At 72.6% G+C, this 24737-nt stretch carries 21 protein-coding genes and 2 pseudogenes; 13 read left to right on the forward strand and 10 right to left on the reverse strand.

Annotated features, from left to right (window positions below; translation table 11 throughout):
- Positions 1-320: 320 nt before the first annotated feature.
- The gene (locus GA0074694_RS21405) at positions 321-1892 is read left to right on the forward strand and encodes an ATP-binding cassette domain-containing protein (RefSeq protein ID WP_091461184.1); all 1572 of its coding nucleotides are present in this window, start codon (positions 321-323) and stop codon (positions 1890-1892) included.
- Positions 1893-2056: 164 nt separating this feature from the next.
- On the opposite strand, the gene GA0074694_RS21410 is transcribed toward GA0074694_RS21405, so the two are convergent.
- Positions 2057-2650, reverse strand: a complete 594-nt coding sequence (locus tag GA0074694_RS21410; protein ID WP_091461186.1) for an RDD family protein — start codon at positions 2648-2650, stop codon at positions 2057-2059.
- Positions 2651-2797: 147 nt separating this feature from the next.
- Positions 2798-3781 carry a GlxA family transcriptional regulator gene (locus GA0074694_RS21420; protein ID WP_091461189.1) on the reverse strand — a complete coding sequence of 328 codons (984 nt, stop codon included), beginning with the start codon at positions 3779-3781 and terminating at the stop codon, positions 2798-2800.
- 111 nt (positions 3782-3892) lie between these two features.
- Here GA0074694_RS21420 and GA0074694_RS21425 point away from each other — a divergent pair, with 111 nt between their 5' ends.
- Positions 3893-4828 (forward strand): NADP-dependent oxidoreductase, encoded by a 936-nt coding sequence (locus GA0074694_RS21425; protein WP_176738055.1) that lies wholly within the window; start codon positions 3893-3895, stop codon positions 4826-4828.
- Between the two features lie 29 nt (positions 4829-4857).
- Here the strand turns inward: GA0074694_RS21425 and GA0074694_RS21430 are convergent, their stop codons facing one another.
- Both GA0074694_RS21430 and GA0074694_RS21435 read right to left on the reverse strand, forming a co-directional pair.
- On the reverse strand, positions 4858-5682 hold the full coding sequence (locus GA0074694_RS21430) for a peptidoglycan-binding domain-containing protein (RefSeq protein ID WP_091463553.1): 825 nt from the start codon (positions 5680-5682) through the stop codon (positions 4858-4860).
- An 82-nt stretch (positions 5683-5764) separates the two neighbouring features.
- Positions 5765-6544, reverse strand: a complete 780-nt coding sequence (locus GA0074694_RS21435) for a M23 family metallopeptidase (protein WP_245714834.1) — start codon at positions 6542-6544, stop codon at positions 5765-5767.
- Positions 6545-6763: 219 nt separating this feature from the next.
- Between GA0074694_RS21435 and GA0074694_RS21440 the strand changes: the two genes are divergently transcribed.
- The 6 genes and pseudogenes from GA0074694_RS21440 to GA0074694_RS21465 all read left to right on the forward strand — a co-directional run bounded on the left by GA0074694_RS21440 (position 6764) and on the right by GA0074694_RS21465 (position 10921).
- A complete protein-coding gene (locus GA0074694_RS21440) occupies positions 6764-7954 on the forward strand; it encodes a cytochrome P450 (protein ID WP_091461193.1) in 1191 nt (396 codons plus the stop codon).
- A complete protein-coding gene (locus GA0074694_RS21445) occupies positions 7954-8157 on the forward strand; it encodes a ferredoxin (protein ID WP_091461195.1) in 204 nt (67 codons plus the stop codon). The genes GA0074694_RS21440 and GA0074694_RS21445 overlap by 1 nt, the downstream gene beginning before the upstream one ends.
- A gap of 63 nt (positions 8158-8220) precedes the next feature.
- Complete coding sequence (locus GA0074694_RS21450) at positions 8221-9693, forward strand: FGGY-family carbohydrate kinase (protein ID WP_091461196.1); 1473 nt, start codon at positions 8221-8223, stop codon at positions 9691-9693.
- Entirely contained in the window at positions 9690-10319 is a 630-nt protein-coding gene (locus GA0074694_RS21455; RefSeq protein WP_091461198.1) for a beta/alpha barrel domain-containing protein, read from the forward strand. The genes GA0074694_RS21450 and GA0074694_RS21455 overlap by 4 nt, the downstream gene beginning before the upstream one ends.
- 13 nt (positions 10320-10332) lie before the next feature.
- Positions 10333-10452: pseudogene (locus tag GA0074694_RS34290) on the forward strand (hypothetical protein); the annotation flags it as partial.
- A 43-nt stretch (positions 10453-10495) separates the two neighbouring features.
- Positions 10496-10921, forward strand: a complete 426-nt coding sequence (locus tag GA0074694_RS21465; RefSeq protein WP_176738056.1) for a TIM barrel protein — start codon at positions 10496-10498, stop codon at positions 10919-10921.
- On the opposite strand, the gene GA0074694_RS21470 is transcribed toward GA0074694_RS21465, so the two are convergent.
- The 3 genes from GA0074694_RS21470 to GA0074694_RS21480 all read right to left on the reverse strand — a co-directional run bounded on the left by GA0074694_RS21470 (position 10900) and on the right by GA0074694_RS21480 (position 15003).
- Complete coding sequence (locus tag GA0074694_RS21470; RefSeq protein ID WP_091461202.1) at positions 10900-11382, reverse strand: four-carbon acid sugar kinase family protein; 483 nt, start codon at positions 11380-11382, stop codon at positions 10900-10902. The two genes, GA0074694_RS21465 and GA0074694_RS21470, sit on opposite strands and share 22 nt — an antisense overlap.
- Positions 11383-11598: 216 nt before the next feature.
- The gene (locus GA0074694_RS21475) at positions 11599-13473 is read right to left on the reverse strand and encodes an adenylyl cyclase (RefSeq protein WP_425413628.1); all 1875 of its coding nucleotides are present in this window, start codon (positions 13471-13473) and stop codon (positions 11599-11601) included.
- 135 nt (positions 13474-13608) lie between these two features.
- Positions 13609-15003 carry a short-chain fatty acyl-CoA regulator family protein gene (locus tag GA0074694_RS21480; RefSeq protein WP_218105766.1) on the reverse strand — a complete coding sequence of 465 codons (1395 nt, stop codon included), beginning with the start codon at positions 15001-15003 and terminating at the stop codon, positions 13609-13611.
- A 184-nt stretch (positions 15004-15187) separates the two neighbouring features.
- Between GA0074694_RS21480 and aceA the strand changes: the two genes are divergently transcribed.
- From aceA to GA0074694_RS21500, 4 genes and pseudogenes are all read left to right on the forward strand, one after another.
- Positions 15188-16459, forward strand: coding sequence for an isocitrate lyase (gene aceA / locus GA0074694_RS21485; protein WP_091461203.1), 1272 nt, complete (start codon positions 15188-15190; stop codon positions 16457-16459).
- A complete protein-coding gene (gene aceB, locus GA0074694_RS21490) occupies positions 16456-18066 on the forward strand; it encodes a malate synthase A (RefSeq protein WP_091461205.1) in 1611 nt (536 codons plus the stop codon). Before aceA ends, aceB begins: the two co-directional genes overlap by 4 nt.
- 191 nt (positions 18067-18257) lie before the next feature.
- Positions 18258-18563: pseudogene (locus GA0074694_RS34295) on the forward strand (glycosyltransferase family 2 protein); the annotation flags it as partial.
- 55 nt (positions 18564-18618) lie between these two features.
- Entirely contained in the window at positions 18619-19146 is a 528-nt protein-coding gene (locus GA0074694_RS21500) for a sulfite exporter TauE/SafE family protein (protein WP_091461208.1), read from the forward strand.
- A gap of 22 nt (positions 19147-19168) precedes the next feature.
- Here the strand turns inward: GA0074694_RS21500 and GA0074694_RS21505 are convergent, their stop codons facing one another.
- Both GA0074694_RS21505 and GA0074694_RS21510 read right to left on the reverse strand, forming a co-directional pair.
- Positions 19169-19888: a TetR/AcrR family transcriptional regulator gene (locus tag GA0074694_RS21505; RefSeq protein WP_091461210.1), complete on the reverse strand. Its 720-nt coding sequence runs from the start codon at positions 19886-19888 to the stop codon at positions 19169-19171.
- A gap of 63 nt (positions 19889-19951) precedes the next feature.
- Complete coding sequence (locus GA0074694_RS21510) at positions 19952-20734, reverse strand: HAD family hydrolase (RefSeq protein WP_245714836.1); 783 nt, start codon at positions 20732-20734, stop codon at positions 19952-19954.
- Positions 20735-20862: 128 nt separating this feature from the next.
- Between GA0074694_RS21510 and GA0074694_RS21515 the strand changes: the two genes are divergently transcribed.
- Positions 20863-23646 carry a DEAD/DEAH box helicase gene (locus GA0074694_RS21515; protein ID WP_091461212.1) on the forward strand — a complete coding sequence of 928 codons (2784 nt, stop codon included), beginning with the start codon at positions 20863-20865 and terminating at the stop codon, positions 23644-23646.
- A 117-nt stretch (positions 23647-23763) separates the two neighbouring features.
- Here GA0074694_RS21515 and GA0074694_RS21520 read toward each other — a convergent pair whose 3' ends face one another.
- The gene (locus GA0074694_RS21520) at positions 23764-24684 is read right to left on the reverse strand and encodes a 5'-3' exonuclease (RefSeq protein ID WP_091461215.1); all 921 of its coding nucleotides are present in this window, start codon (positions 24682-24684) and stop codon (positions 23764-23766) included.
- Positions 24685-24737 lie beyond the last annotated feature (53 nt).

Genomic DNA, 24737 nt, shown 5'->3' on the forward strand with positions numbered 1-24737 from the left:
TCATGCCCGCAACCAACCCGCGGTACCAGCGGCGACCATGCCCACCCCGGCCACCGCCACCAACGCCCACCACCTCGCCCCGACATCCACGACCGCACACACCTCGACCAACAACCCCCCATCACCCAACGCGACCACTCCATCCCCCTCCTGTTACCCCACGACCGAATCCCGACAGTGGGTTCACCGGGGGACTGCCTAGATTCCCTGTGCGACCTGGGTGCGGCTCGTTGGACAGGACGGTGCCCCTGTCCGGGAAGGACCACGTCAGGGCAGACAAGAAGAAGACGGTCCAGCTTCCTGAACCGACAGCGGCTGAGATGGAGTTCGCGCAGCAGCTGGTCGAGCGGGCCAAAGCCGACAGAGTCTCGTCGGCCCTGATGGCCTCCTCGAACGGCACGTACGTCAACGGGCGGCAGGTCGAGCAGGCGGCGCTCTCCGACGGCGACCTCCTCTCGTTCGGGCACCACCAGATGGTGTTCGACGGCATCGCCCTGCACGACTACGTCGACACCGGCCGGGTGTCGCTGCGCGCCGAGGGGCTGCGGGTCACGGTCGGCGCGCGGAACCTGCTCGCGGACGTCTCGTTCGCGCTGGACGAGTGCAGTCTGCTCGCAGTGGTCGGGCCGAGCGGTGCCGGGAAGTCGACGCTGCTGGGGGCGCTGACCGGCAACCGCCCGGCGCAGGCGGGCACGGTCCGTTACCAGGGCCGCGACCTCTACGCCGAGTACGCCGACCTGCGGCACCGCATCGGCCTGGTGCCGCAGGACGACATCCTGCACCGCCAGCTGACCGTACGCCGGGCGATGCGCTATGCGGCCGGACTGCGCTTCGGCACCGACGTGACGCCCGCGGAGCGGGACCGACGCATCGACGAGGTGCTCGACCAACTCGCCCTCACCGCGCACGCCGACCAGCGGATCGACACGCTCTCCGGCGGACGGCGCAAGCGCACCTCGGTGGAACTGCTCACCGAGCCGTCGCTGCTCTTCCTCGACGAGCCGACCTCGGGGCTCGATCCGGCGCTGGACCGTGACGTCATGCACGGCCTGCGCGAGCTGGCCGACCGGGGCCGGACCGTCGTGGTGGTGACGCACAGCCCGCTGCACCTGAACGTGTGCGACCGGGTGCTCGTCCTCGCCCGGGGCGGCAAGGTCGCCTACTTCGGCCCACCGGACGAGTTGCTCGACTTCTTCGGGGCGGCCGAGTACGCCGACATGTTCACCGCGGCCGCCGCCGAGCCGGACGTCTGGGCCACCCGGTTCGCGGCCACCCGCGCGCCGGCCGCCGCGCCGCCGCCGCGCCAGGGCTGGTGGCGGCAGATGGCGATCCTGCCCCGCCGCACGGTCGCCGTCACCCTCGCCGACCGGTTGTACGCGGCCCTCTCCCTGGGCCTGCCGGTGGGTCTCGCCGCCCTGCTGCACGTGGTCCCCGGGTCCGACGGTCTCGGCGTGCCTGCCCAACCACTCGGACGTGGCACCGAGGCCGCCGAGCTGCTGGTCATCCTGATCACCGGAGCGATCTTCATCGGGCTGGCCGGTGGGATCCGGCAGTTCGTCGGGGAGAGCGCCATCTACCGCCGGGAACGGGCGGTGGGCCTGGCGCCCGGGGCCTACCTCAGCGCGAAGCTCGCCGTGTTCGCGGTGCTGAACGCGTTCCAGGCGGCCCTGTTCGTCCTGTTCGGCCTGTTCGGCCGGCCGGCGCGCCGGCATCGAACAGCTCTCCTGGCTCGCTCCGGCCCGCAGAGACTCGGCCGCCGCTCTCGACGCCGTGCTGCGCGACGGCTGGAGCAGTGCCTGCCAGCTGTACGAGCACCTGGCGCGTGGGGGCCACCTGGTCGCACTGCCTCCCACCGGCCTGCGGCTGAGCCCGGACGAGTCGATTTTCAGTGACACGACGCTGGGGTACGCCCGCTTCTACGGCACCACCGTGCAGTACCGGGAGAGCAGCCACTTCTGGTTCGGGCCGACGGGCTTCGTCCTGGCCGGCATGGTGGGTGACGCGATCGGCAACGCCAGTGCCCGCAGCCGGGCCTGACCGGGCAGCCCTGACCCGCTCACGCCACCCGGGTGGGCGCAGTCGGGCGGGAGGCCGCCGCGTCGGGAACGGGATCGTGGCCCCGGGCGAGGCCGGAACGCAGGTCGACGGCGGTGTACCTGGAGTCGAAGGTGTCCCCGCCGCTGCCCTCGAAGGCGGCGGCGATGGCCACCAGCAGGTAGAACGGGGCGAAGGACCACCAGAAGGCCCGCCAGCCTCCCCGCCAGGCGCCGGATCGCCGCCCGTCGGAGATCCTGACCGAGCGCATGCCGGCGACGACGTCCCCGAGGCTGCCGATCGAGCCCCAGACCATGCCGTACGCGACGACCACCGCGAACCAGACGGCGACCATGACGGCGACGTACCCGCCGGTGCTGGCGGACATGGCCGAACCCAACGTGCCGAGCGCGAAGTCCTGGTTGGCCGCGTGGACCGCGCCCATCAGGGCCCCGGCCACCACCATCACCACGAGAGCGTCCAGGGCCCGGCCCCAGAAGTGCGGCCAGCCGGCCTTGCGGACGTACAGGACGCCGGTGTCCGGGTGCCGACGTACCGGCCGCCCGGTCACGCTGTCGATCAACCAGGTGACGGACGGCGGTGTGGAGTTGCTCATGGTGCCCTTCTCGGTCGGCGCGACTGGCGACGTGGACCTGGACGGTACCTCGTCGGTGCTCGCCGAGGGGCGTGACCTCGGTGTCCGTGCGGCGTCAAGGACGGCGGAGCGTCGGGGCCGCCGGGCTCCGTCGACCGGGAAGACCGGTCAGAGCGGTTCGCCGGCCGCCGCCGGGCGGCCGGCGCGGAACGTGTGGCGGTAGGCCGTCGGCGGCACGCCGATCGCGGCGGTCAGGTGTTGGCGCAACGAGGCGGCCGTTCCGAATCCCGCCTCGCCGGCGACGCGGTCGACCGGGAGGTCGGTCGATTCCAGCAGCCGACGGGCGTGTTCGACGCGTTGCTGGGTCAACCACTGGCCGGGGGTCATGCCGACCTCGTCCCGGAAGCGCCGGGAGAACGTGCGCACACTCATCCGGGCGTGACCGGCCAGCTCGGACAGGGAGAGTGGTCGATGGAGCTGGCGGAGTGCCCAGTCGCGGGTCGTGGACGTGGTGGCCGCCGAGGGCTCGGGCACCGGCCGTTCGATGAACTGCGCCTGACCGCCCTCGCGCCAGGGCGGTATGACGCATCGGCGGGCGACCCGGTTGGCGACCTCGCTGCCGTGGTCGCGGCGTACGAGGTGCATGCACAGGTCGAGTCCGGCGGCCACCCCCGCCGCCGTGAGCACGTCGCCGTCGTCGACGAACAGCACGTCCGGATCGAGCTTGACCTGCGGGAACATCCGTTGGAAACGGTCGGCCTCGTTCCAGTGCGTGGTCGCCGCGCGGCCGTCGAGCAGACCTGCGGCGGCGAGGACGTACGACGCGGTGCAGATCGACACGATTCGCGCGCCCGGTCGGAGACGGGTGAGCGCCCCGGCCAGCTCGTCGGGGAGCCAGCTCCGGTCCTCGGTCGGGTCGCAGGCGAACGGCGGGATCACCAGGGTGTCGGCCGTGTCGAGGGCCTCGGCGCCGTGCTCCACGGCCAGGGCGAAGTCCGCGCTGGTCCGGACCGGGCCACGGTCGAGGCTGCACGTCACCACCTCGTAGAGCGGGGCGCCCCCAGCGTCCGTCGCGGTGCCGAAGATCCGGACCGGGATGCTCAGTTCGAACGGATAGACACCGTCGAGGGCGAGAACGACGACTCGATGCATGGCCAGATCCTTTCACATGTTGGCGATCTGGCCACTCGTGGGGCGGTCCGGCGTCCCGCAGTGTTGGCGGTACGTCAATCGCCGAACGTATGGGAGCAACAGGAAATGATCATGCGCGCTGTCAGCCAGGACTCGCTCGGTGGACCCGAGGTGTTGAAGGTGGTCGAGGTGGACCGCCCGGAACCCGGGATCTCGGAGGTCCTCGTCCGGGTCCACGCGGCCGGCGTCAACCCGACCGACTGGTGGCACCGGGCCACCGGTGGCCTGCTGGGCGACACGCCGGTCCGGCTCGGATGGGACGTGTCCGGCGTGGTCGAGGAGGTCGGACTCGGCGTGACCATGTTCGCGCCGGGCGACGAGGTGTTCGGCATGCCGCGGTTACCCCGACCGGCGGGCGCGTACGCGGAGTACGTCACCTCCCCGGCCCGGCACCTCGCCCGCAAGCCGGCCGCGCTCTCCCACGTGGAGGCCGCCGCGCTGCCGGTGGCGGCGCTCACCGCGTACCAGTCGCTGGTCGACACCGCCCGGGTGCGCCCCGGCCAGCGGGTGCTGGTCCACGCCGCGGCGGGCGGCGTCGGCCACCTCGCCGTCCAGATCGCCAAGGCACACGGCGCGTACGTCATCGGTACGGCCCGCGCGGCCAAGCACGCCTTCGTGCGCGGCCTCGGCGCCGACGAGGTCGTCGACTACACGCATGTCGACTTCGCGTCGGCGGTGAGCGACATCGACATCGTGATCGACACCATCGGGGGTGACTACGGGCCGCGCTCACTGCGGACCCTGCGCCCCGGCGGCATCGTGGTGTCGCTCACCTCACCGGCGGAGGCCTACCTGGCGGCGGAGGCGCGCGAGCGTGGCCTCCGGGCCGGATTCACGATCGTCGAACCCGACCACGCGGGGATGAAGGCGGTCGCGGCGCTCGTCGAAGCCGGGCAGCTGCGCCCCGAGGTCGACGTGGTGCTGCCGTTCGACCAGGTGGCCCGGGCCCACGAGATCGGCGAGACCGGACGTACGACCGGAAAGATCGTCCTCGCCGTCGTCGGCTGACCGGGGTCGGCGAGGGGCTCGACCGCCGTTCAGAGGGTTCGTTGGTACTCCTCCCAGGTCCGCTTGGGGCTGACGGCGGGCCCGTCGTCGGGGGCGCGGTTGGCGAGCCCGTTGAGCCCGAGGTAGTAGTCCCCGGCCTGGTGCTGGGCCGGGGCGGACTGGTCGGTGTCGGCGAGCGCGACGGCGTGGATGTGGTACGGCCAGTCCCCCTGGGACGGGGTGCGGAGCCAGGCGGCGAAGCCGACCAGGCGGAGGCGCTGCACGACCGTGGTGCGGTAGGTCGTCGTCATGCCGCTCACCGACAGGTCGAGTACTCCGCCACCGTCGTGGGTGCCGGCGGAGGTCGAGTTGCCGGAGGTGTAGGAGCCCTGGGTGACGACCAGTTGGGCGCCGAGAAGCCGCTCCGCCTCCAGCAGCATGGCCCTGGTGCGGGTGTTCACGCTCACGCCCCGGAAGGCGACGACACCGCCCGGGGAGAGGGGCTGGACGACGGTGAAGCGCTGCTCGCCGAGCAGCCGCAGGGAGGTGATCCCGGGCAGGCCGGTGGCGTCGAGGCCGGAGTATCCCAGGGAACGCTGGTACGCGGCGTAGGCGGCGACGGTGCTGGTGCCGAAGTGCCCGTCCACGTAGGTGCTGGCGAGCAGGCCACGGGCCTGCAACGCGCGTTCCACCAGCAGCACGCTGTCCTTGCTGCCGGTGGTGATGGCGCTGTCCGCGCGCCGGGGATCGATCTGCGCGGCCTTGATCAGCGCCTCCATGTTGACCTGGGGCAGGACCGCGGCGGCCGGTCGCCCGACGGCGACCGCGGCCGTCGCGGCAGCGGCGCTGACGAGCAGGCGTCTTCTGTTCAGCAAGACCACTCCAGATTTCCGGGATGCGGTGGTGGGCCGGATGGATGCCGGTGGGTCGGCCGGTTGCCGGCCCACCGGCGGTGGACTAGCAGCGGGGTACGCCCGGGATGAAGCCGTCGTAGCCGGTGTGGACGTAGGCGTCGGCGATGTACCGGCCGGAGCCGATCCGGTCCCAGATGTTGCTGGTGCCGTAGGTGCCGGTGACGGTGGTGCCGGTGGTCTGGCAGTAGATGGTGACCCGGGTGCCGTCGGCGACGGTGCCCACGGCGCTGTAGCCCGTACCCGGGCCGGAGCGGACGGTCAGCGCGGTGCCGCTGGTGTTCACGGTGCCGGAGCCGGCGCCGCTGGAGCAGCCGTTGTCGCTGGTGTAGGTCATGGTGCCCCAGTACAGCGCGAGGGCACCGTTGAACCGGATCTGGATGTCGTTGCCGTTGAGGCGCTGCTCGTAGTGCAGGTGCGGGCCGGTCGACCCGCCGGTGCTGCCGACGTAGCCGATCACCCGCCCGTAGCCCACGCTCTGTCCTACCGAGACGTTGAAGCCGTTGAGGTGGGCGTAGTAGGTGGTGTACCCGTTGCCGTGGTTGATCCGCACGTACTTGCCGTAGCTGGTGCCGCCGAGGTCGGTCACCACGTCGACGGTGCCGGGTGCGCTCGCCACGACCGGGTCGCCGAGGTCGTCCGTGCGGTTGAAGTCGATGGCGTAGGCCGGGCTGTGATCGGTCCTGGTCTGCCCCGACCAGGACTGCCCGCACGGGAACGGGACCTTGAACGTCGGAGCGGCCATCGCCGCGGACGCCGGGACGACCACGGCAGCGGCGGCGGCGAGCAGGGTAGCCGCCGCCATTCGGAGCAGACGGGTGACCATCGCACCTCCAAGGCAATAAATTTCAATGCGTCGATGAATGGTGGCAGAAATCTAGAGCCAGGGGAAGCCTCGACGATCGCGGTGGCTCGGCGGGCGCGCGACTGCGCGCGCTGGAGTGGTGGTCTCCCAAGTGGATCGGATTCCTCCACTTAGGTAGTAAGCTTTGCCCTTGGAACGAGCTTCATCCGTTTGATCATTCTTCAGGTGGAGAGGCACAGGATGACCAATTTTCGACTGCTTCCGCTGGAACGCACCTGCCCCTACGCCCCGCCGGCCGAGCACCTCCAACTGCAACGGGACGCACCCGTGGCCCGGGTGACGCTGCCGGACGGATCGTGGGCGTGGGCGCTGAGCCGACTCGACGACATCCGCGCGGTCCTGACCGATCCGAGGTTCAGTTCCGACCGCAGGCGGGAGGGGTACCCGCTGGTCACCGCCGAACTGCGCGCCGCGTTCTCCTCCGAGCGACCGTCCATGATCGGGCTCGATCCGCCGGAGCACGGGGCGGCGCGACGGGCGGTCGTCGGGGAGTTCACCGTCCGACGGATGAACGCGCTGCGTCCCCGCATCCAGCAGATCGTCGACGAGTGCATCGATGCCATGCTCGCCGGGCCGTGCCCGACCGACCTCGTGGCCGCGCTGTCGTTACCGGTGCCGTCCCTGGTCATCTGCGAGCTGCTCGGTGTGCCGTACGCCGACCACGAGTTCTTCCAGAGCCGCTCCGCCACGCTGCTGGGTCGCTCCACCCCGACCGTCGAGCGTCGTGCGGCGGTCACCGAGGTCCGTGAGTACATGGCGGGACTCATCGCCGAGAAGACGCGGACGCCGGCCGACGACCTGCTCGGCCGCCAGATCGCCCGGGGCGCGGACCCGGGGGAGCTGGCGGGCCTCGGATTCCTGCTGCTGGTCGCCGGGCACGAGACCACCGCCAACATGATCTCGCTGGGCACGATGGCGCTGCTGGAACGGCCGGAGGCGCTGGCCGCGCTGAAGGACGATCCCGCCGTCACGCCCCGGGCCGTCGAGGAACTGCTCCGCTACTTCACGATCGCCGAGCTCGCCACCTCCCGGGTCGCGCGGGAGGACGTGGAGGTCGGCGGTGTCCTGATCCGCGCCGGCGAGGGCGTCATCACGCTCGCCAACACCGCGAACCGCGACCCGGCCGCGTTCGCCCACGGCGACACCCTCGACATCGGGCGCCAGGCCCGTCACCACCTCGCGTTCGGCTTCGGCCCCCATCAGTGCCTCGGGCAGAACCTCGCCCGGATCGAACTCCAGATCGTCTTCGACACCCTCTTCGCCCGGGTCCCCGGCCTCGCGCTCGCGGCGCCCGTCGAGGAGCTGCCGTTCAAGGACGACGCCGGTGTCTACGGCCTCTACTCCCTCCCGGTCACCTGGGAGGAGGCATGATGCAGGTGACCGCCGACCGGACCCGCTGCGTCGGCGCCGGCCAGTGCGTACTCACCGACCCCGCCGTGTTCGGCCAGGACGACGACGGCATGGTCGTCGTCCTCGACGACCGTCCCCCGGACGACGCGACGGTCGTCCGGGTGCGGGAGGCCGTCCACATCTGCCCCGGCCGGGCGCTGACCCTCGACGAACCCGGGACCTGACCCGGCTCCGCCACCCGGCCGTGACGATTGACATCCTTCGTTCACACCCGCAGAGTGACACCGATGGCGGGGGGAACACGTGGGCCGACGTTGCTGGCCGGTGTGGACGTCGGCACCACACACACCAAGGCCGGGGTCTACCGAACCGACGGCACCCCCGTGGCGCAGCGTCAGGCGGCCACCCCGCCGGACGCCGAGGGGCTGCGGGACACCGCCCTGCGACTGCTCGCCGAGTGCGTTTCGGTCGCCCCCGTACCGCCGGTGGCCGTCGGTCTGGCCAGCATGGCCGAGACCGGGGTGCCGCTCGACGCCGACGGCGAGCCGATCGGCGAGCTGCTGCACTGGCAGGACCGCCGGGCCCACCGGGAGGCCGACCACCTCGCCGAGACGGTCGGCCGCGCGCCGTTCTTCGTCGCGACCGGCCTGCACCCGAGCGCGAAGCTGCCGCTGGCCCGCTGGATCTGGCTGCGGCGGCACGACCCCGACCGGACCCGGCGGATGGCCCGCTGGGCGAGCAGCGCGGACCTGGTACTGGCCGCCCTCACCGGGACGGTCGCCACCAGCCCGACCCTGGCCGCCCGGACCGGCGCGTTCGACCTCCGGGCCATGGCGTACGCGTCCGACCTGCTCGACCTGGCGGGTCTGCGGCCCGACCAGATGCCCCCGGTGGTCGCCGCCGACCGGGTCGCCGGCCGGGTCACCCCGGCCATGGCGACCCGCACCGGTCTGCCGGCCGGTACCCCGGTCGTCCTCGCCGGCCACGACCACCTCGCCGCGGCCTGGGCCGCCGGGGTCCGGGGTCCCGGCCGGACGGCCGACTCGATGGGGACGGCCGAGGCGGTCCTCACCCCGGTCGCCGCAGTGCCGCCGATGCCCGCCACGCCCACCGGCATCTCGGTCGGCCCCTTCCTCGACGGCCGGTCGTACTGCCTGATCAGCGGCCTGTCGAGCAGCGGCGGCCTGGTCGACTGGTGGCTGGAGCGCTTCGCGCCGCCGGACTGCCCGGACCGGTACCGCTGGTTCACCGACCTCGTCGGTGCCACCACCGACCGTCCACCCACCGGCATCACCGTGCTGCCCTACCTGCACGGGCGGGCCAGCCCGCAGCCGGAGCCGCACCGTGCCCTGTCGTTCCACGGCGTCCGCCCGGAACACGACCTCGCCGACCTCGGCCGCGCGGTCCTCGAAGGGCTGTGCATGCAGGTGCGCTGGATGCTGGAGAGCCAGGTGGCGACCAGCGGCCACCGGCCGGACGCGGTGACGGTCTTCGGTGGCCCCACCGCCAACCCCACCTGGATGAGGATCAAGGCGGCCGTCATGCCGGTGCCCGTGGTGGTCCTGCCCGACCACCGGTCCGCCGTGCTCGGTGCCGCGCAACTCGCCGGCCGGGCGATCGGCGTCGAGGACGGCCCGCCCGACCCGCCACCACCCCGACCCGCCGCCGCGCCCCACCCGGCGTGGGAGACGGCGTACCGCTCCCGATTCCTACCGTTGGCCACCAGCCCCGACCCTTCCGGCAGTGAGGAAACCCCGTGACCGCCACCGCACCCCCCACCCTGGACCGGCTGGCCCGCCCCGGCACCGGGAGGTTCGCCATGGTCGCCATGGACCAGCGGGAGAGCCTGCGGACCATGCTCCGCGAGGAGTCCCACCCGGCCGACGACGCCGCGCTGGTGTCGTTCAAACTCGACGTCGCGGCCGTACTCGCCCCGCTGGCGTCGGCCTTCCTCATCGACCGGTACCACGGCTACCCGAAACTCGTCAGCACCCGACCGCTGCCGGCCGGCTGCGGGCTGATCCTCGCCGTGGACGCGCTCACCCAGCAGCCGGGCGGCCCGGTCGAGGACACCGACCTGGACGAGGCGGTCGACGTCGACCAGGCACGCCGCGACGGCGTGGTGGCGTTGAAGCTCCTGGTCATCTGGAAGCGGGACGGCCACGAGGACCGCCGGGTGGCCACCGCCGAGCGGTTCGTGGCGCTCTGCCGGGGCGCCGGGCTGCTCTCCGTCCTGGAACCGGTCGCGGTGGCGGCCCCCGACCAGCGGGACTTCGACCTCGACGCGGCCATCCTCGACGCCGCCGCCGCGTTCGGGCCGCTCGGACCGGACCTCTACAAGGGACAGGTGCCCCGCCGGGCCAGGGCGACCTCGACGACCTGGTGACCGCCTGCGGGAACTGGACCGGCAGCTCGCCCGGCCCTGGGTGGTGCTTTCCAACGGGGTCGCCGCGACGGACTTCCCCACCGCCGTCGAGGCCGCCTGCCGGGCCGGTGCGTCCGGTATGCTCGCCGGTCGCGCGCTCTGGCGGGACGCCCTGGCCGCCGCCGACCCCCGACGAGGTGACCCGCCTGGTGCGGGCCGCCGGGTCACGGGTCGCCCTGCTCAACTCCGACGCCGGGGACCTCGCCGCCGGGGAGCGCGGGTACGGCAACGACCCCCGGCTGACCGTACGGTGGCGGCAGCGGCTGCGGGAGGCGGTGCAGCTCGCCGTCGACGTCGACTGCCCGCTGGTGAACGTGCTGGCCGGCATCCAGCTGCCGGGGTTCGGCGTGGAGGAGCAACACGACTGCCTGGTCGACAACCTGCGCTGGGCCGCCGACGTGGCCGGGGCGGCCGGCCGGCGGCTCGTCGTCGAACCGATCAACGACCACGACATCCCCGGCTACCTGCTGCCCCGGGTCGCCGACGTGCTCGCCCTGATCGACCGGCTGGGGCACGACCACGTGCTCCTCCAGCTGGACACCTACCACGTCTCCCGTACGTAGCCGACCAGGTCGCCGTGACGGAAGCCGGAGACCGGGTCGGCCGCGTACTCCGTCTCGTGCGCGGGGGTCCGCACCCTGTCGACCAGCACGTAGTGCACCCCGCCGAGGGTGGTCCGTCCGCCGGCCGGGAAGGCCGGCAGAAACAGGATCGGCGTGTCGTCGCCGGTGAAGACGTCGGTCTCGGCGAAGACGTGCCCCCGCAGGGTCGAGTCGCCGCGCAGGACGACGTCGACCCGCTCGCCCAGGGCGGTGGAGGCGGCCTCGATCTCGGCGCGGATGCGCCGACCGAGTGCCACGGCCGCCGCAGCGTCGATCGCCCGGGAATTGGTCTGGAGGTAGACCGCGTCCACGCCGCGCAGCGTCTCGGTCAGCCGGTCGGCGTCCCAGCGCAGCAGCACGCGGACTCCGCTGGCGGACTGGGTGCCGGTGGGATCATCGTCGAGTACGACCGTCTTCGCCACGTGGGCCCTTTCCCGTCAGCTCGCCGGGCGGCCCGCCCGACGCCGGAACGGCTCCCGTGCGAGCCCTCCGGGACACGACGCACACCGTAGCCGATCAGCCGGCCACCCGCTCCGGCCCGGCGGCACCCGTCGGGGCGCAGCGGAGCGGGTGGCCGGTGGGTGCGTCGACCGGAGCCGGCGCGGGCCGGACGTCGGCCCCGGTCGACGACCCTCCCGTCAGGACACCGGATACCGCGGGAGGTGGACCGGCACGCCGATCCGGGTGGTGTCGGCCGGTCCGCCCACGCCGTTGACCACGTGGTCGATGGTGCCGGCGCTGAGGTTCACCGTCATCACGTGATGCAGCCGGACGCCCGGCGTCACCGGGACCTCGAAGCCGTTCTCGGTGTGGATCGAGGGGTTGTTCTGGTTGAAGACGTAGACGCCGCCACCGTGGAGGGTGTGGTGGCGCACCCGGTCACCGACCTTGTAGCCCGCCCAGCCCTCGACGTCGCCGTTCATCCAGTCGGCCTGCGTCGGCGGGTCGTACGGCAGCTCGTTCTGGTAGAGGACCGTGGTGCCGTGCTCACCGTTCCACACGGTGTTGTACCGCTGGAAGTGTTCGACGAACAGGCCGGTGGCGGTCACGTGGTCGCCGTTGATGACGGCCCCGTAGCGGCCGGTGTTGGTGCGCCACCGGTCGGTGTCGCCGTTCACGCCCTCGGTGAAGCCCTCGACGCCGTGGTCACCGCGCCACACCCAGCTGTGGTCGATGAGGACGTGGTCGCTGTTGACCTCCAGCGCGATGTTCGTCCGGCCGATGTGGGGGCCGCCGACGCGGAAGTAGACGTCGGAGAGCGTGGTGGGGTTGTGCGGGGTGCTGTGGTCGGGCCCGTGCCGCCGGCCCACCCGCAGCAGGACCGGCGACTCGGTCGGACCGGCGTCGATCGTGACGCCCGCAACGACCACACCGGGGACACCGGCGACGTCCAGCGGGACGGCGCCGTCCACGGCGGTCAGCGTGGCGTGCCCGATGCCGAGGACCACCGTGTCGGGGCGCTCGACCCTGATGCTGCGCGCGATGTCGTAGACACCCGGGGTGAGCAGCAGGTGCCGGCCGCGGGCGAGTTCGCGGTTGATCACGTGCACCGGGTCGGAGGGCCGGGCGACGAAGAAGTCGCCGATCGGGATGGTCCGACCCGGGGTGAGGCCGTCGGCCCAGGTGACGCCACGGGTGTCGCGCCGCGCGGCGGGCACGCGGACCTGGTACCGGCCCTTCCCGTCGACGAACAGGTACGGCTTCTCCCGGCTCACCGGGGTGGTGTCGAGTGTGGTGTACGGCGGGTCGGGGAACCCGGCGTCGTCGGGAGCACCGACGACACCCGCGAAGACCTGGTTCCACACACCGTTCGACCAGCCCGCGATCTCGCTGTTGCGGGTCAGCCACTGCTGTTGCGAACCGTTGGTGATGGCGGGCAGCCGGAAGTCGGCGATGAAGCCGCCGCTGGCGTACTGCGGGCCGGCGGTGCAGTAGTCCATCAGCGACAGCCCGCCGCCGCTGATGTCGAGTCGCCGCATCGACACCGCCTGGGACACCGCCCAGAAGTTCGCCGTGGAGCGGCAGCCGTCCTGGCCCGCCGCGTTGACGCGCAGCGACAGGTTCGACACGGTACGCCAGAAGTTGACCAGGGCGATGCAGTTGCCGGTGCCGCCCCCGGTGAGGCAGCGGTTGTACGCCTCGACCTTGCCGTTGATCACGACGTCGGTGGGCGCGGCGCCCAGCCCGGAGATCTCGGTGTAGTACCCGACCCTGATCTGGAGAGGCTGCTCGGCGGTGCCGTAGGTGCCCGGCTTGAACAGGAACGCGAACCGTTCGGTACCCATCTCCGCGTCGACCTGCGCCGCGTGCGTCGCGTCCAGTCTTGCCTGGATCTCGCCGATCGGCATGCTCGGATCGAAGACCGTGACGTGGCGTCCGAGGTCCGGGGTGTCGTCTCGGGGCGGGCCGGCGACGGCGGGGCCGCTCGCCGCGGTGGCGGCGAGAGCCAGCGCGAGCCCGAGCGTGAACGCCCGGCCGGGCTGTCGCCACGGGTGGGTGGGGGCGATGGTCATGGGGTTCGTCCTATCGGCGGGGGCGGTCGGTGCTTCCGCGGCGGGGGCACGGTGCCCGGCGGGAGAGCGCTCTCTCATCCTGGCGGAGTTCCCGGGCGCTGTGAAGAGCCGGTGCGGGAACGGGGCCGCGTCCGTTCAGTCCTTCAGCGGGTACGGGATGAAGGTACTGCGGTTCTCGTTCAGGTCGAGCTGCCGGCTGATCGGCGGTGCGGCGCGCTGGGGGCAGCTCATCCGCTCGCAGGTCTTGCAGCCCGGCCCGATCGGGGTCGCGGCCTCCGCCGCGTGCAGGTCCATCCCGGCGGAGTAGACCAGCCGGCCGGCGTGCCGGGTCTCGCAGCCCAGGCCGATCGCGTAGACCTTGCCCGGTTGGCCGTAGCCGCCGTGGTGGCGGGTGATCGTCCGGGCGATCCAGAGGTAGCGCTGCCCGTCCGGCATCGCGGCGACCTGCGTCACCACCCGGCCGGGCGAGCTGAACGCCTCGTAGACGTTCCACAGCGGACAGGTGCCGCCGGTACGGGAGAACGGGAAGCCGGTGGCGGACTGGCGTTTGGACATGTTGCCGGCCCGGTCGACCCGGACGAACGAGAACGGCACGCCCCGCGACCGGGGCCGCTGCAAAGTGCTGAGCCGGTGGCAGACCGTCTCCCAGCCCATCGCGAAGTGTTCGGTCAGCAGCTCGATGTCGTACCGGCGGCGCTCGGCGGCGGCCAGGAACTGCCCGTACGGCAGGAGCAGCGCCGCCGCGAAGTAGTTCGCCAGGCCGACCCGGGTGAGGATCTGGGTCTGGGTGTCGCCGAACCGCTCCTCCTCGACGATCTCGTCGATCACGTCGGCGTACTCCAGCAGCGCGATCTGCGCGGCCATCCGCATCGCCTCCTGCCCACCCCGCAGCGACGTGGACAGGTGCAGCGTCTGGGTCTGGGGACGGTAGCGGTGGAGTTCCCCGCCGAGCGCGCCGGCCTCCTCGCGGGCGATCCGGATCCCGTGCCGCTGCGCCAGCCGGTCCTGGAGGACGGCGCGGACCTCGCCGCGTCGCAACCCGATCCGCGCGGCCAGTTGCTCCGCCGCCTCGTCCAGGTCCGGCACGTAGTTCTGCCGGCGGTAGAAGAACTCGGTGACCTGGTCGTGCGGACTGCGACCCACCAGGTCACGGTCGCCGACCAGCTCGGCGAGCTGCTCCTCCACCTGCTGGTGACGGCGGTGCAGTTCGAGCACGGCCTCGGCCACCTCGGGCAGCCGGCCGGCGAATTCGGTGAGGTCGCCGATGCCGATCCGGCCGCCGAGCGCCTCCCGCAGCCCGGAGACCAGTCGGGGGGTGTCGTGCGGGGCGAAGACGGTCGGGTCGACGCCGAACACCTCCGTGATGCGCATGAGCACCGGGACGGTCAGCGGCCGGGAGTCGTGTTCGATCTGGTTGAGATAGCTCGGCGAGATGTTCAGCAGGCGGGCCAGATCCGCTTGGCTGAGCGCCCGGTCCTCCCGCATCCGGCGCAGCCGGGCACCGGCGAAGGTCTTGGCGATCTCCCTCACCTCCCCACGCGTGAACTGCGTTCCCCCACATTAACACCGCTGTGAATCAAGGCATTCGCAACTTAACAGAATGGCGTGGAGACTTTTCAATAATTGGCTGATTGCGTCCCTCGACCAGCCCGCCGCGCCCGTGTGACCGTAGTCGACACACCGGCAAGCCGACCACACCGGAAGGAGCAGGACCATGCTGACCGCAGTCGAGCAGTTGCGACACGTTTGGGAGACCGACCCGCGCTGGCAGGGGGTGCGGCGCAGCTACCGCGCGGAGGACGTGGTGCGGCTGCGGGGCGCGATCCAGGAGGAACACACCCTGGCCCGGCACGGCGCGGAGCGACTGTGGCGGCTGCTGCACCGCGAGGACTACATCCACGCGCTCGGCGCGCTCACCGGCAACCAGGCGGTGCAGATGGTGCGGGCCGGGCTGAAGGCGATCTACCTCTCCGGCTGGCAGGTGGCCGCCGACGCCAACCTCGCCGGGCACACCTACCCCGACCAGAGCCTCTACCCGGCCAACTCGGTGCCCGCGGTGGTGCGCCGGATCAACAACGCCCTGCTCCGCGCCGCCCAGATCACCACCGCCGAGGGGGACACCTCGGCGGCCGACTGGCTGGCTCCCATCGTCGCCGACGCCGAGGCCGGCTTCGGCGGCCCGCTCAACGCGTACGAGCTGATGACCGCGATGATCGCGGCCGGCGCGGCCGGCGTGCACTGGGAGGACCAGCTCGCCAGTGAGAAGAAGTGCGGTCACCTCGGTGGCAAGGTGCTCGTCCCCACCGGCCAGCACATCCGCACCCTGGAGGCGGCGCGGCTGGCCGCCGACGTCGCCGGGGTGCCGTCGGTGGTCATCGCCCGCACCGACGCGCAGGCCGCCACGCTGCTCACCACCGACGTGGACGAGCGGGACCAGCCCTTCGTCACCGGCGAGCGGACCGCCGAGGGCTTCTACCGGGTCCGTAACGGCATCGAGCCGTGCATCGCCCGGGGCCTGGCCTACGCCCCGCACGCCGACCTGCTCTGGATGGAGACCAGCACCCCGGATCTGGAGGTGGCCCGCCGCTTCGCCGAGGCGATCAAGGACCGCTACCCGGACCAGCTGCTCGCCTACAACTGCTCGCCGTCGTTCAACTGGCGCAAGCACCTCGACGACGCGACCATCGGCAAGTTCCAGCGCGAACTCGGGCACATGGGGTACAAGTTCCAGTTCATCACCCTGGCCGGCTTCCACGCGCTCAACTACTCGATGTTCGACCTGGCGCGCGGCTACGCCGCCGACGGCATGCCGGCCTACGTCTCCCTCCAGGAGCGCGAGTTCGCCGCCGAGCAGACCGGATACACCGCCGTCAAGCACCAGCGGGAGGTCGGCACCGGCTACTTCGACCTGATCAGCACCGTGCTCAACCCGGCCGCCGAGACCACCGCCCTGCGCGGCTCCACCGAAGAGGAGCAGTTCGCATGAGGTACGAGATCATCGGTCCGCTGGCGGACCGCTTCGACGAGGTCCTCACCCCCGAGGCGCTGGCGTTCCTGGTGGCGCTGGACAGCGAGTTCGCCGCCCGCCGGGTGGCGCTGCTGGACACCCGGCGGGCCCGCCGGGCCCGGTACGCCACCGGCCAGCTTCCCGACTTCCTCCCGGAGACCGCGCACATCCGGGCGGACCCCTCCTGGCGGGTGGCACCGCCCGCGCCGGGGCTGGTCGACCGGCGGGTGGAGATCACCGGGCCGACCGACCGCAAGATGACCGTCAACGCGCTCAACTCCGGCGCCCGGGTGTGGCTCGCCGACTTCGAGGACGCCACCGCCCCGACCTGGCACAACGTCATCGGCGGTCAGCTCAACCTGATCGACGCCCTGGACCGGCGGATCGACTTCACCGACGGGCGTGGCAAGCGCTACGCCCTCGGCGACCAGGTGGCGACGATCGTGGTCCGGCCGCGCGGCTGGCACCTCGTGGAGAAGGGGATCGCCGTCGACGGGCGGCCCATCTCGGCCAGCCTGGTCGACTTCGGGCTCTACCTGTACCACTGCGCGCGGCGGCAGCTCGACGCCGGCTCCGGGCCGTACTTCTACCTGCCGAAGCTGGAGACCCACCGGGAGGCCCGGCTCTGGAACGACGTCTTCGTCTTCGCCCAGCACTACCTGGGCCTGCCGGTCGGGACGATCCGGGCCACCACCCTGATCGAGACGATCACCGCCGCGCTCGAGATGGAGGAGATCCTGTACGAGCTGCGCGAGCACTCGGCGGGACTGAACGCCGGCCGGTGGGACTACATCTTCAGCGTCATCAAGAACTTCGGGCAGTGGCCGGACTTCGTCCTGCCGGACCGCTCCGACGTCACGATGACCGTGCCGTTCATGCGTGCCTACACCGAGCTGCTGGTGCAGACCTGTCACCGGCGTGGCGCGCACGCCATCGGCGGGATGGCCGCGTTCATCCCCAGCCGGGACCCGGCGGTCAACGAGACCGCCCTGGCCCGGGTGCGGGCGGACAAGCAACGCGAGGCCGACGGCGGGTTCGACGGTTCCTGGGTGGCCCACCCGGGCCTGGTCGGGGTGTGCCGCGAGGTGTTCGACGCGACGCTGGGCGACCGCCCGCACCAGCTGGGCCGGCTCCGCGACGACGTGCAGGTCACCGCGGCCGACCTGCTGGCCGTCGACAAGACCCCGGGCCAGGTCACGGCCGCCGGGGTGCGGTCCAACGTCGCGGTGGCGCTGCGCTACGTCGACGCCTGGCTCGGGGGCACCGGCGCGGTGGCGCTGTGGAACCTGATGGAGGACGCGGCGACCGCCGAGATCGCCCGCTGCCAGGTGTGGCAGTGGTTGCACCATGGCACGCCGCTGGCCGACGGGGGCTGCGTCACCGAGGACCTGGTCCGGTCGATCCTCGCCGAGGAACTGGCCGCCCTCGCCGAGGGTCGGGACGACACCGCCCGGGAGCGGGCCGAGGCGGCGGCGCGGATCTTCGAGGACACCGCGCTCGGCGAGGACCTGCCGGCGTTCTTCACCACCGACGCGTACGCCCGGCACCTCGGGCCGTCCCACGGTGCCCGCCCGGAGCAGGGCTGACCACCGGTACGACCGGCACGGAGCCGGGGAGGGCGATGCCCTTCCCGGCTCCTTCGCATGTGGTGGCCCGGCCAGGCCCGCCGTGGTAGGTCAAGCTTCCGCCAAGATTCAGATAAACGAATGTCGTCCTGTCCGGATGGTGGCTACATTTCGGCGGTGCGACCCCGCACGCGCCGCTGCTCAGCGTCGTCATTCCGACCTTCAAGGACGCCCAGAGTCTCGAGTTGACGCTGCGTTCGCTGAGCCGGCAGTCACTGCCGGCCGACCGGTTCGAAGTGGTCGTGGTGCGCGACGGCGGGACGGAGGGGGCCGAGGACTACACCGCCGTGGCGGACCACGGCAAGGGCCTCGACCTCCGCCTCGTCGAGCTGCCGGCCCGCCGCGGACGGTCCGCGGCACGCAACGAGGGCATCCGACGTGCCACCGCGGACACGATCCTGTTCCTGGACAGCGACTCGTACGCCACCGAGAGCCTCCTCGAACGGCACGTCGCCTTCCACGCCTCCTCCGGTACGCCCCGGGTGCTGATCGGCCGGCGCAACGAACCGCATCCTGCCGGCGGCACTGCTCGGAGGTGTCGCCGGGGCGGTGCTGCTGCTGTTGACGCCCACCCGTGTCTTCGACCTGATCGTGCCTTTCCTCGTCCTTGCCGCCTCCGCGGTCTTCGCGTCGCAGGGGCGACTGATGGGGTGGGTCGTGCGTGCCGGCCCCCGTCGGAGACACCCGGCCATCCTGCAGGCGCTCGTCGCCCTGGGCGGTGTCTACGGCGGGTACGTCGGCGCGGGGTTCGGCATCGTCCTGGTTGCCGCCCTGGCCCTCCTGCGGGACGAGGCGCTGGCCCGGACGGTCGCGGTCAAGAACCTGCTGTCGGCCGCGATCTCCTTCACGGCCGTGGTGCTCTTCGTCCTTCTCGGCCGCATCGACTGGCCGGCGGTGGCGCTCCTGGTGCCGGCGACCGTCGTCGGCGGCTACGGTGGTGCCCGGCTCGTCCGGAAGCTGCCCGAGAGGGTGGTCCGGGTGGCGATCGTCACGTTCGGAACGGCGTTCGGGTTCGCCCTGCTGTGGCAGAACCTGCGGTAGCCGGGATCCGGCACCGGCGACGTCAGGGCGGTGGGGCGGCGTGGACGATGCGGTCCAGCCACTCGGTCAGCAGTTCCCGCTCGGCTGCGGTCAGGTCGGCCGCCACCTCGGGCAGGACCGCCCGCAGCGCCACCGCGTGCCGTACCGGTCGGTCGACGCGGCGTGGCGCGCGGGCGGCGACGGTGTCGGTGGCCACCGAGCGGACCACGGCCTCCCGGGTCAGCGTGGACAGGCCCGGATCCCGCTGCCCGGCCGGGGTACGGATCAGCGTGAGGGTGACCCCGCAGCACGCCGAGTGGACCAGGTCGGTGGCCCGGTCGACCTCAATGCGCAGCCGTCCCGCCTCGGCGACCCGGGTGACCAGGTGGCGCAGGATGTCCCGGGCGACCCGGGCCGCCGTCGGGACGGGGCCGGGACGTGGGTCGCCGTACATGAGGCCGTGTACGGCCGGGTGGGTCGAGCCGAACTCCACCTGCATGTCCCAGCCGCGCCGCAGGTCGTCGACCGGGTCGTCGGCGGGCGGCCGGGCCGCTTGGGCGTCCAGGTACGTGGCCAGGTGGTAGCTGGCCGCCGCGTCGAGCAGTCCCCGCATGTCCCCGAACTGCCGGTAGATGGTCGGGGCCTGCACCCCGGCGGCGCGGGCGACCGCCCGCGTGGTGACGGCCTCCCGGCCGCCCTCGACGAGCAGGGTGGCGGCCGCCCGGACGATCCGGTCACGGGCCGGAACCTCGAGGCTGGTCATGACAGCGACGTTAGCGCCGAGTCGTTAGCGTTGCCTCGTATCGGCGCTATCATGATCGTGTTGTCAGCGTTCCGTGCCAGCGGGCCGGTCGTCCAGCGCCAGGTCGAGCACGGCACCGAGCCCGTTCGGTCGCCCCACCTCGGCCGGAGGCAGCACCAGCACCGCGCAGCCCGCCCCGACCGCCCCCGCGTCCGCCGGGGTGTCACCGACCATCAGCGCCCGTTCCGAATCGACCCCGACCATGCCGCAGGCGCGCAGGAAGATGCCCGGATCCGGCTTGCACCGACCCACCTCGTACGACAGCACGAAGGCGTCGACCAGGTCGGTGAGCCCCCACGCGTCGAACAACGGCCGCAGGTCGAAGCCGATGTTGCTGACCACCGCCACCTTCACGCCCGCCGCCCTCAGCGCCGCCAGGGTGGGGGCGGTGTCCGGGTAGGGCACCCAGCCCTCCGGGCTCAGGACCCGCTCGTAGAGGGCGTCGGCGAGCCCGTCGATCCCGGCGTCCACCGTCGCGGCCAGCCCGGTGTACGCCGCCCGGTGGGCGTGCGGATAGAGATCCCGGTCGGACCAGACCTCGGCCAGCCGGGGCGGTACCCGGTGCGGCAACGGCCCGCCGGCCCGGCCGGCGGTGAGCAGCCGGTCGGCCAGCACCGTGGCGCGCATCCGTTCCAGCGTCACCCCGCAGGTCGTCGCAGCGGCCAGCACCCACTCCCGAGCGTCCTCCACCTGGGCCAGGGTGCCGTGGAAATCGAACAGAACGGCTTCGATCCGGCGGCGGGGAACCTCCCGGGGGTCGGTGGCGTGGGTGGCGCGGGGGTCGGGCGCATGGGCTTGATCCGGCACGGGGTGCACCCTACCGACCGCCCCCGACGCCTCCGGCGGACGGCCATGCCGGGCCCGCCGGGGGACCGTGCGGATGCGCTGGCGGCCTTGACGGGTGGGCCGGGCGGGGACGCATTAATCTTGGTGGCATGTCGAGTCCCGCCGAGCGGTACGCCGCGGCGCGCCGCCGGGCCGCGCAGGCCACCCTCTTCCCGGCCCTGGACGAGTTCGCCCTCGACCTGGGATTCGACCTCGACGACTTCCAGCGCGAGGCGTGTCAGGCCCTGGAACGGGGCAGCGGGGTGCTGGTCTGCGCCCCGACGGGTGCCGGCAAGACCGTGGTCGGCGAGTTCGCCGTGCACCTGGCGCTGCGCGGCACTCCGGACCGGCCGGTGACGGCCGGCGCGCCCCGGCGCAAGTGCTTCTACACCACCCCGATCAAGGCGCTGTCGAACCAGAAGTACCACGACCTGGTCGACCGGTACGGCGCCGCGCACGTCGGCCTGCTCACCGGCGACAACGCGATCAACGGCGACGCCCCCGTGGTGGTGATGACCACCGAGGTGCTGCGGAACATGCTCTACGCCGGGTCGGCCACTCTCGACGGCCTGGCGTACGTGGTGATGGACGAGGTGCACTACCTCGCCGACCGCTTCCGGGGCGGGGTCTGGGAAGAGGTGATCATCCACCTGCCCGCGTCGGTCACCCTGGTCTCCCTCTCGGCGACCGTCTCCAACGCCGAGGAGTTCGCCGACTGGCTGGTCACCGTCCGGGGTGAGACCGCCGTGGTGGTCAGCGAGCACCGGCCGGTCCCGCTGTGGCAGCACATGCTGGTCGGCAAGCGGATGTTCGACCTGTTCCACGACGCCGACGCGGCACGCAAGCACGACGTCCACCCCGAGCTGCTCCGCTACACCCGCGACACGGTGCGCCGACTCGAACTGGGGGAGGTGCGCGGGGTCGGCCCGGACCGGCGGCGTGGCCCCCGGTGGCGGGGTCCGCTGCGGCCGGACATCGTCGACCGGCTGGACCGCGAGGGTCTGCTCCCGGCGATCCTGTTCATCTTCAGCCGGGCCGGCTGCGACGCGGCGGTGCAGCAGTGCCTCGCCGCCGGGCTGCGGCTCACCTCGCCCGAGGAACGCGCGGAGATCCGCCGGGTGGTGGAGAGCCGGGTCACCGCCATCCCCGGCGAGGACCTCTCCGTCCTCGGCTACTGGGAGTGGCTCGACGGGCTGGAGCGCGGTCTCGCCGCCCACCACGCGGGCATGCTGCCGGCTTTCAAGGAGGTCGTCGAGGAGTTGTTCGTCCGCGGTCTGGTCAAGGCGGTGTTCGCCACCGAGACCCTCGCCCTGGGCATCAACATGCCGGCCCGCTGCGTGGTGCTGGAACGGCTGGTCAAGTACAACGGCGAAGCCCACGTCGACCTGACGCCGGGGGAGTACACCCAGCTCACCGGCCGCGCCGGCCGCCGGGGCATCGACGTCGAGGGTCACGCGGTGGTGGTCTGGTCGCCGGAGACCGACCCCCGGCACGTGGCCGGGCTCGCGTCCACCCGGACCTACCCGCTGCGGTCCAGCTTCCGGCCGTCGTACAACATGGCGGTGAACCTGGTCGGCAGCGTCGGCGCGGAGCCGGCCCGGGCGCTGCTGGAGTCGTCGTTCGCGCAGTTCCAGGCGGACCGTTCGGTGGTCGGTCTGGCCCGCCAGGTGCAGCGCAACACCGAGACCATCCAGGCGTACGGCGCGGAGGCGGTCTGCCACCAGGGCGACTTCGACGAGTACTTCGCGCTGCGGGTGGCCATCGGCGACCGGGAGCGCTCGCTGGCCCGGCAGGGGCAGACCCAGCGCAAGGCGACCGCGATCGCCGCGTTGGAGCGGCTGCGGGTCGGCGACGTGATCCGGGTGCCGTCGGGGCGGCGGGCCGGCCTCGCGGTCGTGATCGATCCCGCGACCGGCGGGTTCGGCGAACCCCGCCCGCTGGTGCTCACCCAGGACCGCTGGGCGGGGCGGATCAGCGCCGCCGACTTCACCACCCCGGCCGAGGTGCTCGCCCGGATCCGGGTGCCCAAGCACTTCAACCACCGCTCCCCGGCGGCCCGGCGGGACCTCGCCGCCGAGGTCAGCGGCACCGGTCTGGACCGGCACGGCGGACGGCGCGGCGGCCGGTCCCGGCAGGCGGTGGGGGAGGACCACCGGCTCATCCAGCTCCGGTCCGAGCTGCGCCGCCACCCGTGCCACGCCTGCCCGGAGCGGGAGGAGCACGCCCGCTGGGCGGAACGCCGCCGCCGGCTGGAACGAGAGACCGAGGAACTGCGCCAGCGGGTGTCCAGCCGGACCGGTTCGCTGGCCCGTACCTTCGACCGGATCGTGGCGCTGCTCACCGCCCGGGGCTACCTCACCGCCGACGGGTCGGTCACCGACGCCGGCCGGATGCTGGCCCGGATCTGGACCGAGGCGGACCTGCTCGTCGCCGAGTGCCTGCGCCGGGGCGTCTGGGACGGTCTCTCCCCGGCCGAACTGGCCGCCGCGGTGTCGGTGGTGGTCTTCGAAGCCCGACGGGACGTGGACGAGCGGGCCTCGGTGCCGCGCGGCGCGATCGTCGACGCGGTCGACGCGACGCTGAAGCTCTGGAGCGAGATCGAGGCCGACGAGGCGGGCCGGGGGCTCAACGTCACCCGGGAACCCGACCTGGGCTTCGTCTGGCCGATCTACCGTTGGGCGCGGGGCGAGGCGCTGGCCAAGGTGCTGGCCAGCGGCCATCAGCTCGACGGCGAGATGCCGGCCGGGGACTTCGTCCGGTGGGCCCGGCAGGTGGTCGACCTGCTCGGGCAGCTCGCCGACTCCGGTGGGGCGAGCACGGAGCTGCGCGCCACCGCCCGGCAGGCCATCGCCGCGGTCAACCGGGGTGTCCTGGCGTACCACGCTCCCGCCTGACGTAACGGAAGGTGGTTGCGATGCGGCAACCGACGCATCGACGACTCCCCCCGCTGACCTGCGCACACACACGCGGGGCGCACGCCTGAGGTGGTAGCAGGGCGCGCGTTGGTGGGATCAGCGCTGGTCGGCGAGGGCGTCGACCAACCGTCGGACCGGACTGGCCAGGTTCCAGCGTTCCGCCAACTCCAGCAGCTGCTCCGGGTCGACCGGAGCCGCCGGAAGCGCCGTGGCGATCGGGCCGAGCGGTACGTCCCGGGCCACCCGCACCACCGTCGGTGCCACGGCCAGGTAGTCCCGTGCCCCGTCGAGCTTGGCCCGCAGGCCGGGAGCGAAGCCGGAGCCGGGCTCGTCCAGCGCGGTGAGGATGCCGCTGACGCTGCCGTACCGCTCGATCAGGCGGGCGGCGGTCTTCTCCCCGACGCCGGGCACTCCGGGCAGGCCGTCGCTGGGGTCGCCGCGCAGTGCGGCGAAGTCGGCGTACCGGTCGGCGGGGACGCCGTAGCGGGTCCGGACCGCCGCGTCGTCGCAGTCCTCCAGCTTCGCGACGCCCCGGCCGACGTACAGCAGCCGCACCGGTCGCGCGTCGTCGACGAGCTGGAACAGGTCCCGGTCCCCGGAGACCACCTCGACCGGTGCGGGCTCCGTGGTGGCGAGGGTGCCGAGCACGTCGTCGGCCTCGTAGCCGTCGGCGCCCACCGCCGGGATGCCGATCGCGGCGAGCACGTCGAGGATCACCGGCACCTGCGGGCCGAGCGTGTCGGGCACCACCTCCCCCTCACCCTCGGGGGCGAGGCGGTGCGTCTTGTACGACGGCAGCAGCGCCACCCGCCACTGCGGTCGCCAGTCGTAGTCGAGCGCGCAGACCATCCGGTCTGGCCGGCGGGTCCGCACCAGTGTGGCGAGCATGTCCAGGAAGCCACGCACCGCGTTGACCGGGCTGCCGTCGGCGGTCCGCGCGCTGGACTCCGGGACGCCGAAGTACGCGCGGAAGTAGAGGCTGGGGGCGTCGATGAGAAGGAGAGGTCGCTGAGCCACGCGGACAGCCTGGCACAACGGCGCTGGACGGTGGCGGGCGACGCTCCGCTGTC

Source organism: Micromonospora inyonensis (genome assembly GCF_900091415.1).
Classification (GTDB): Bacteria; Actinomycetota; Actinomycetes; order Mycobacteriales; family Micromonosporaceae; genus Micromonospora; species Micromonospora inyonensis.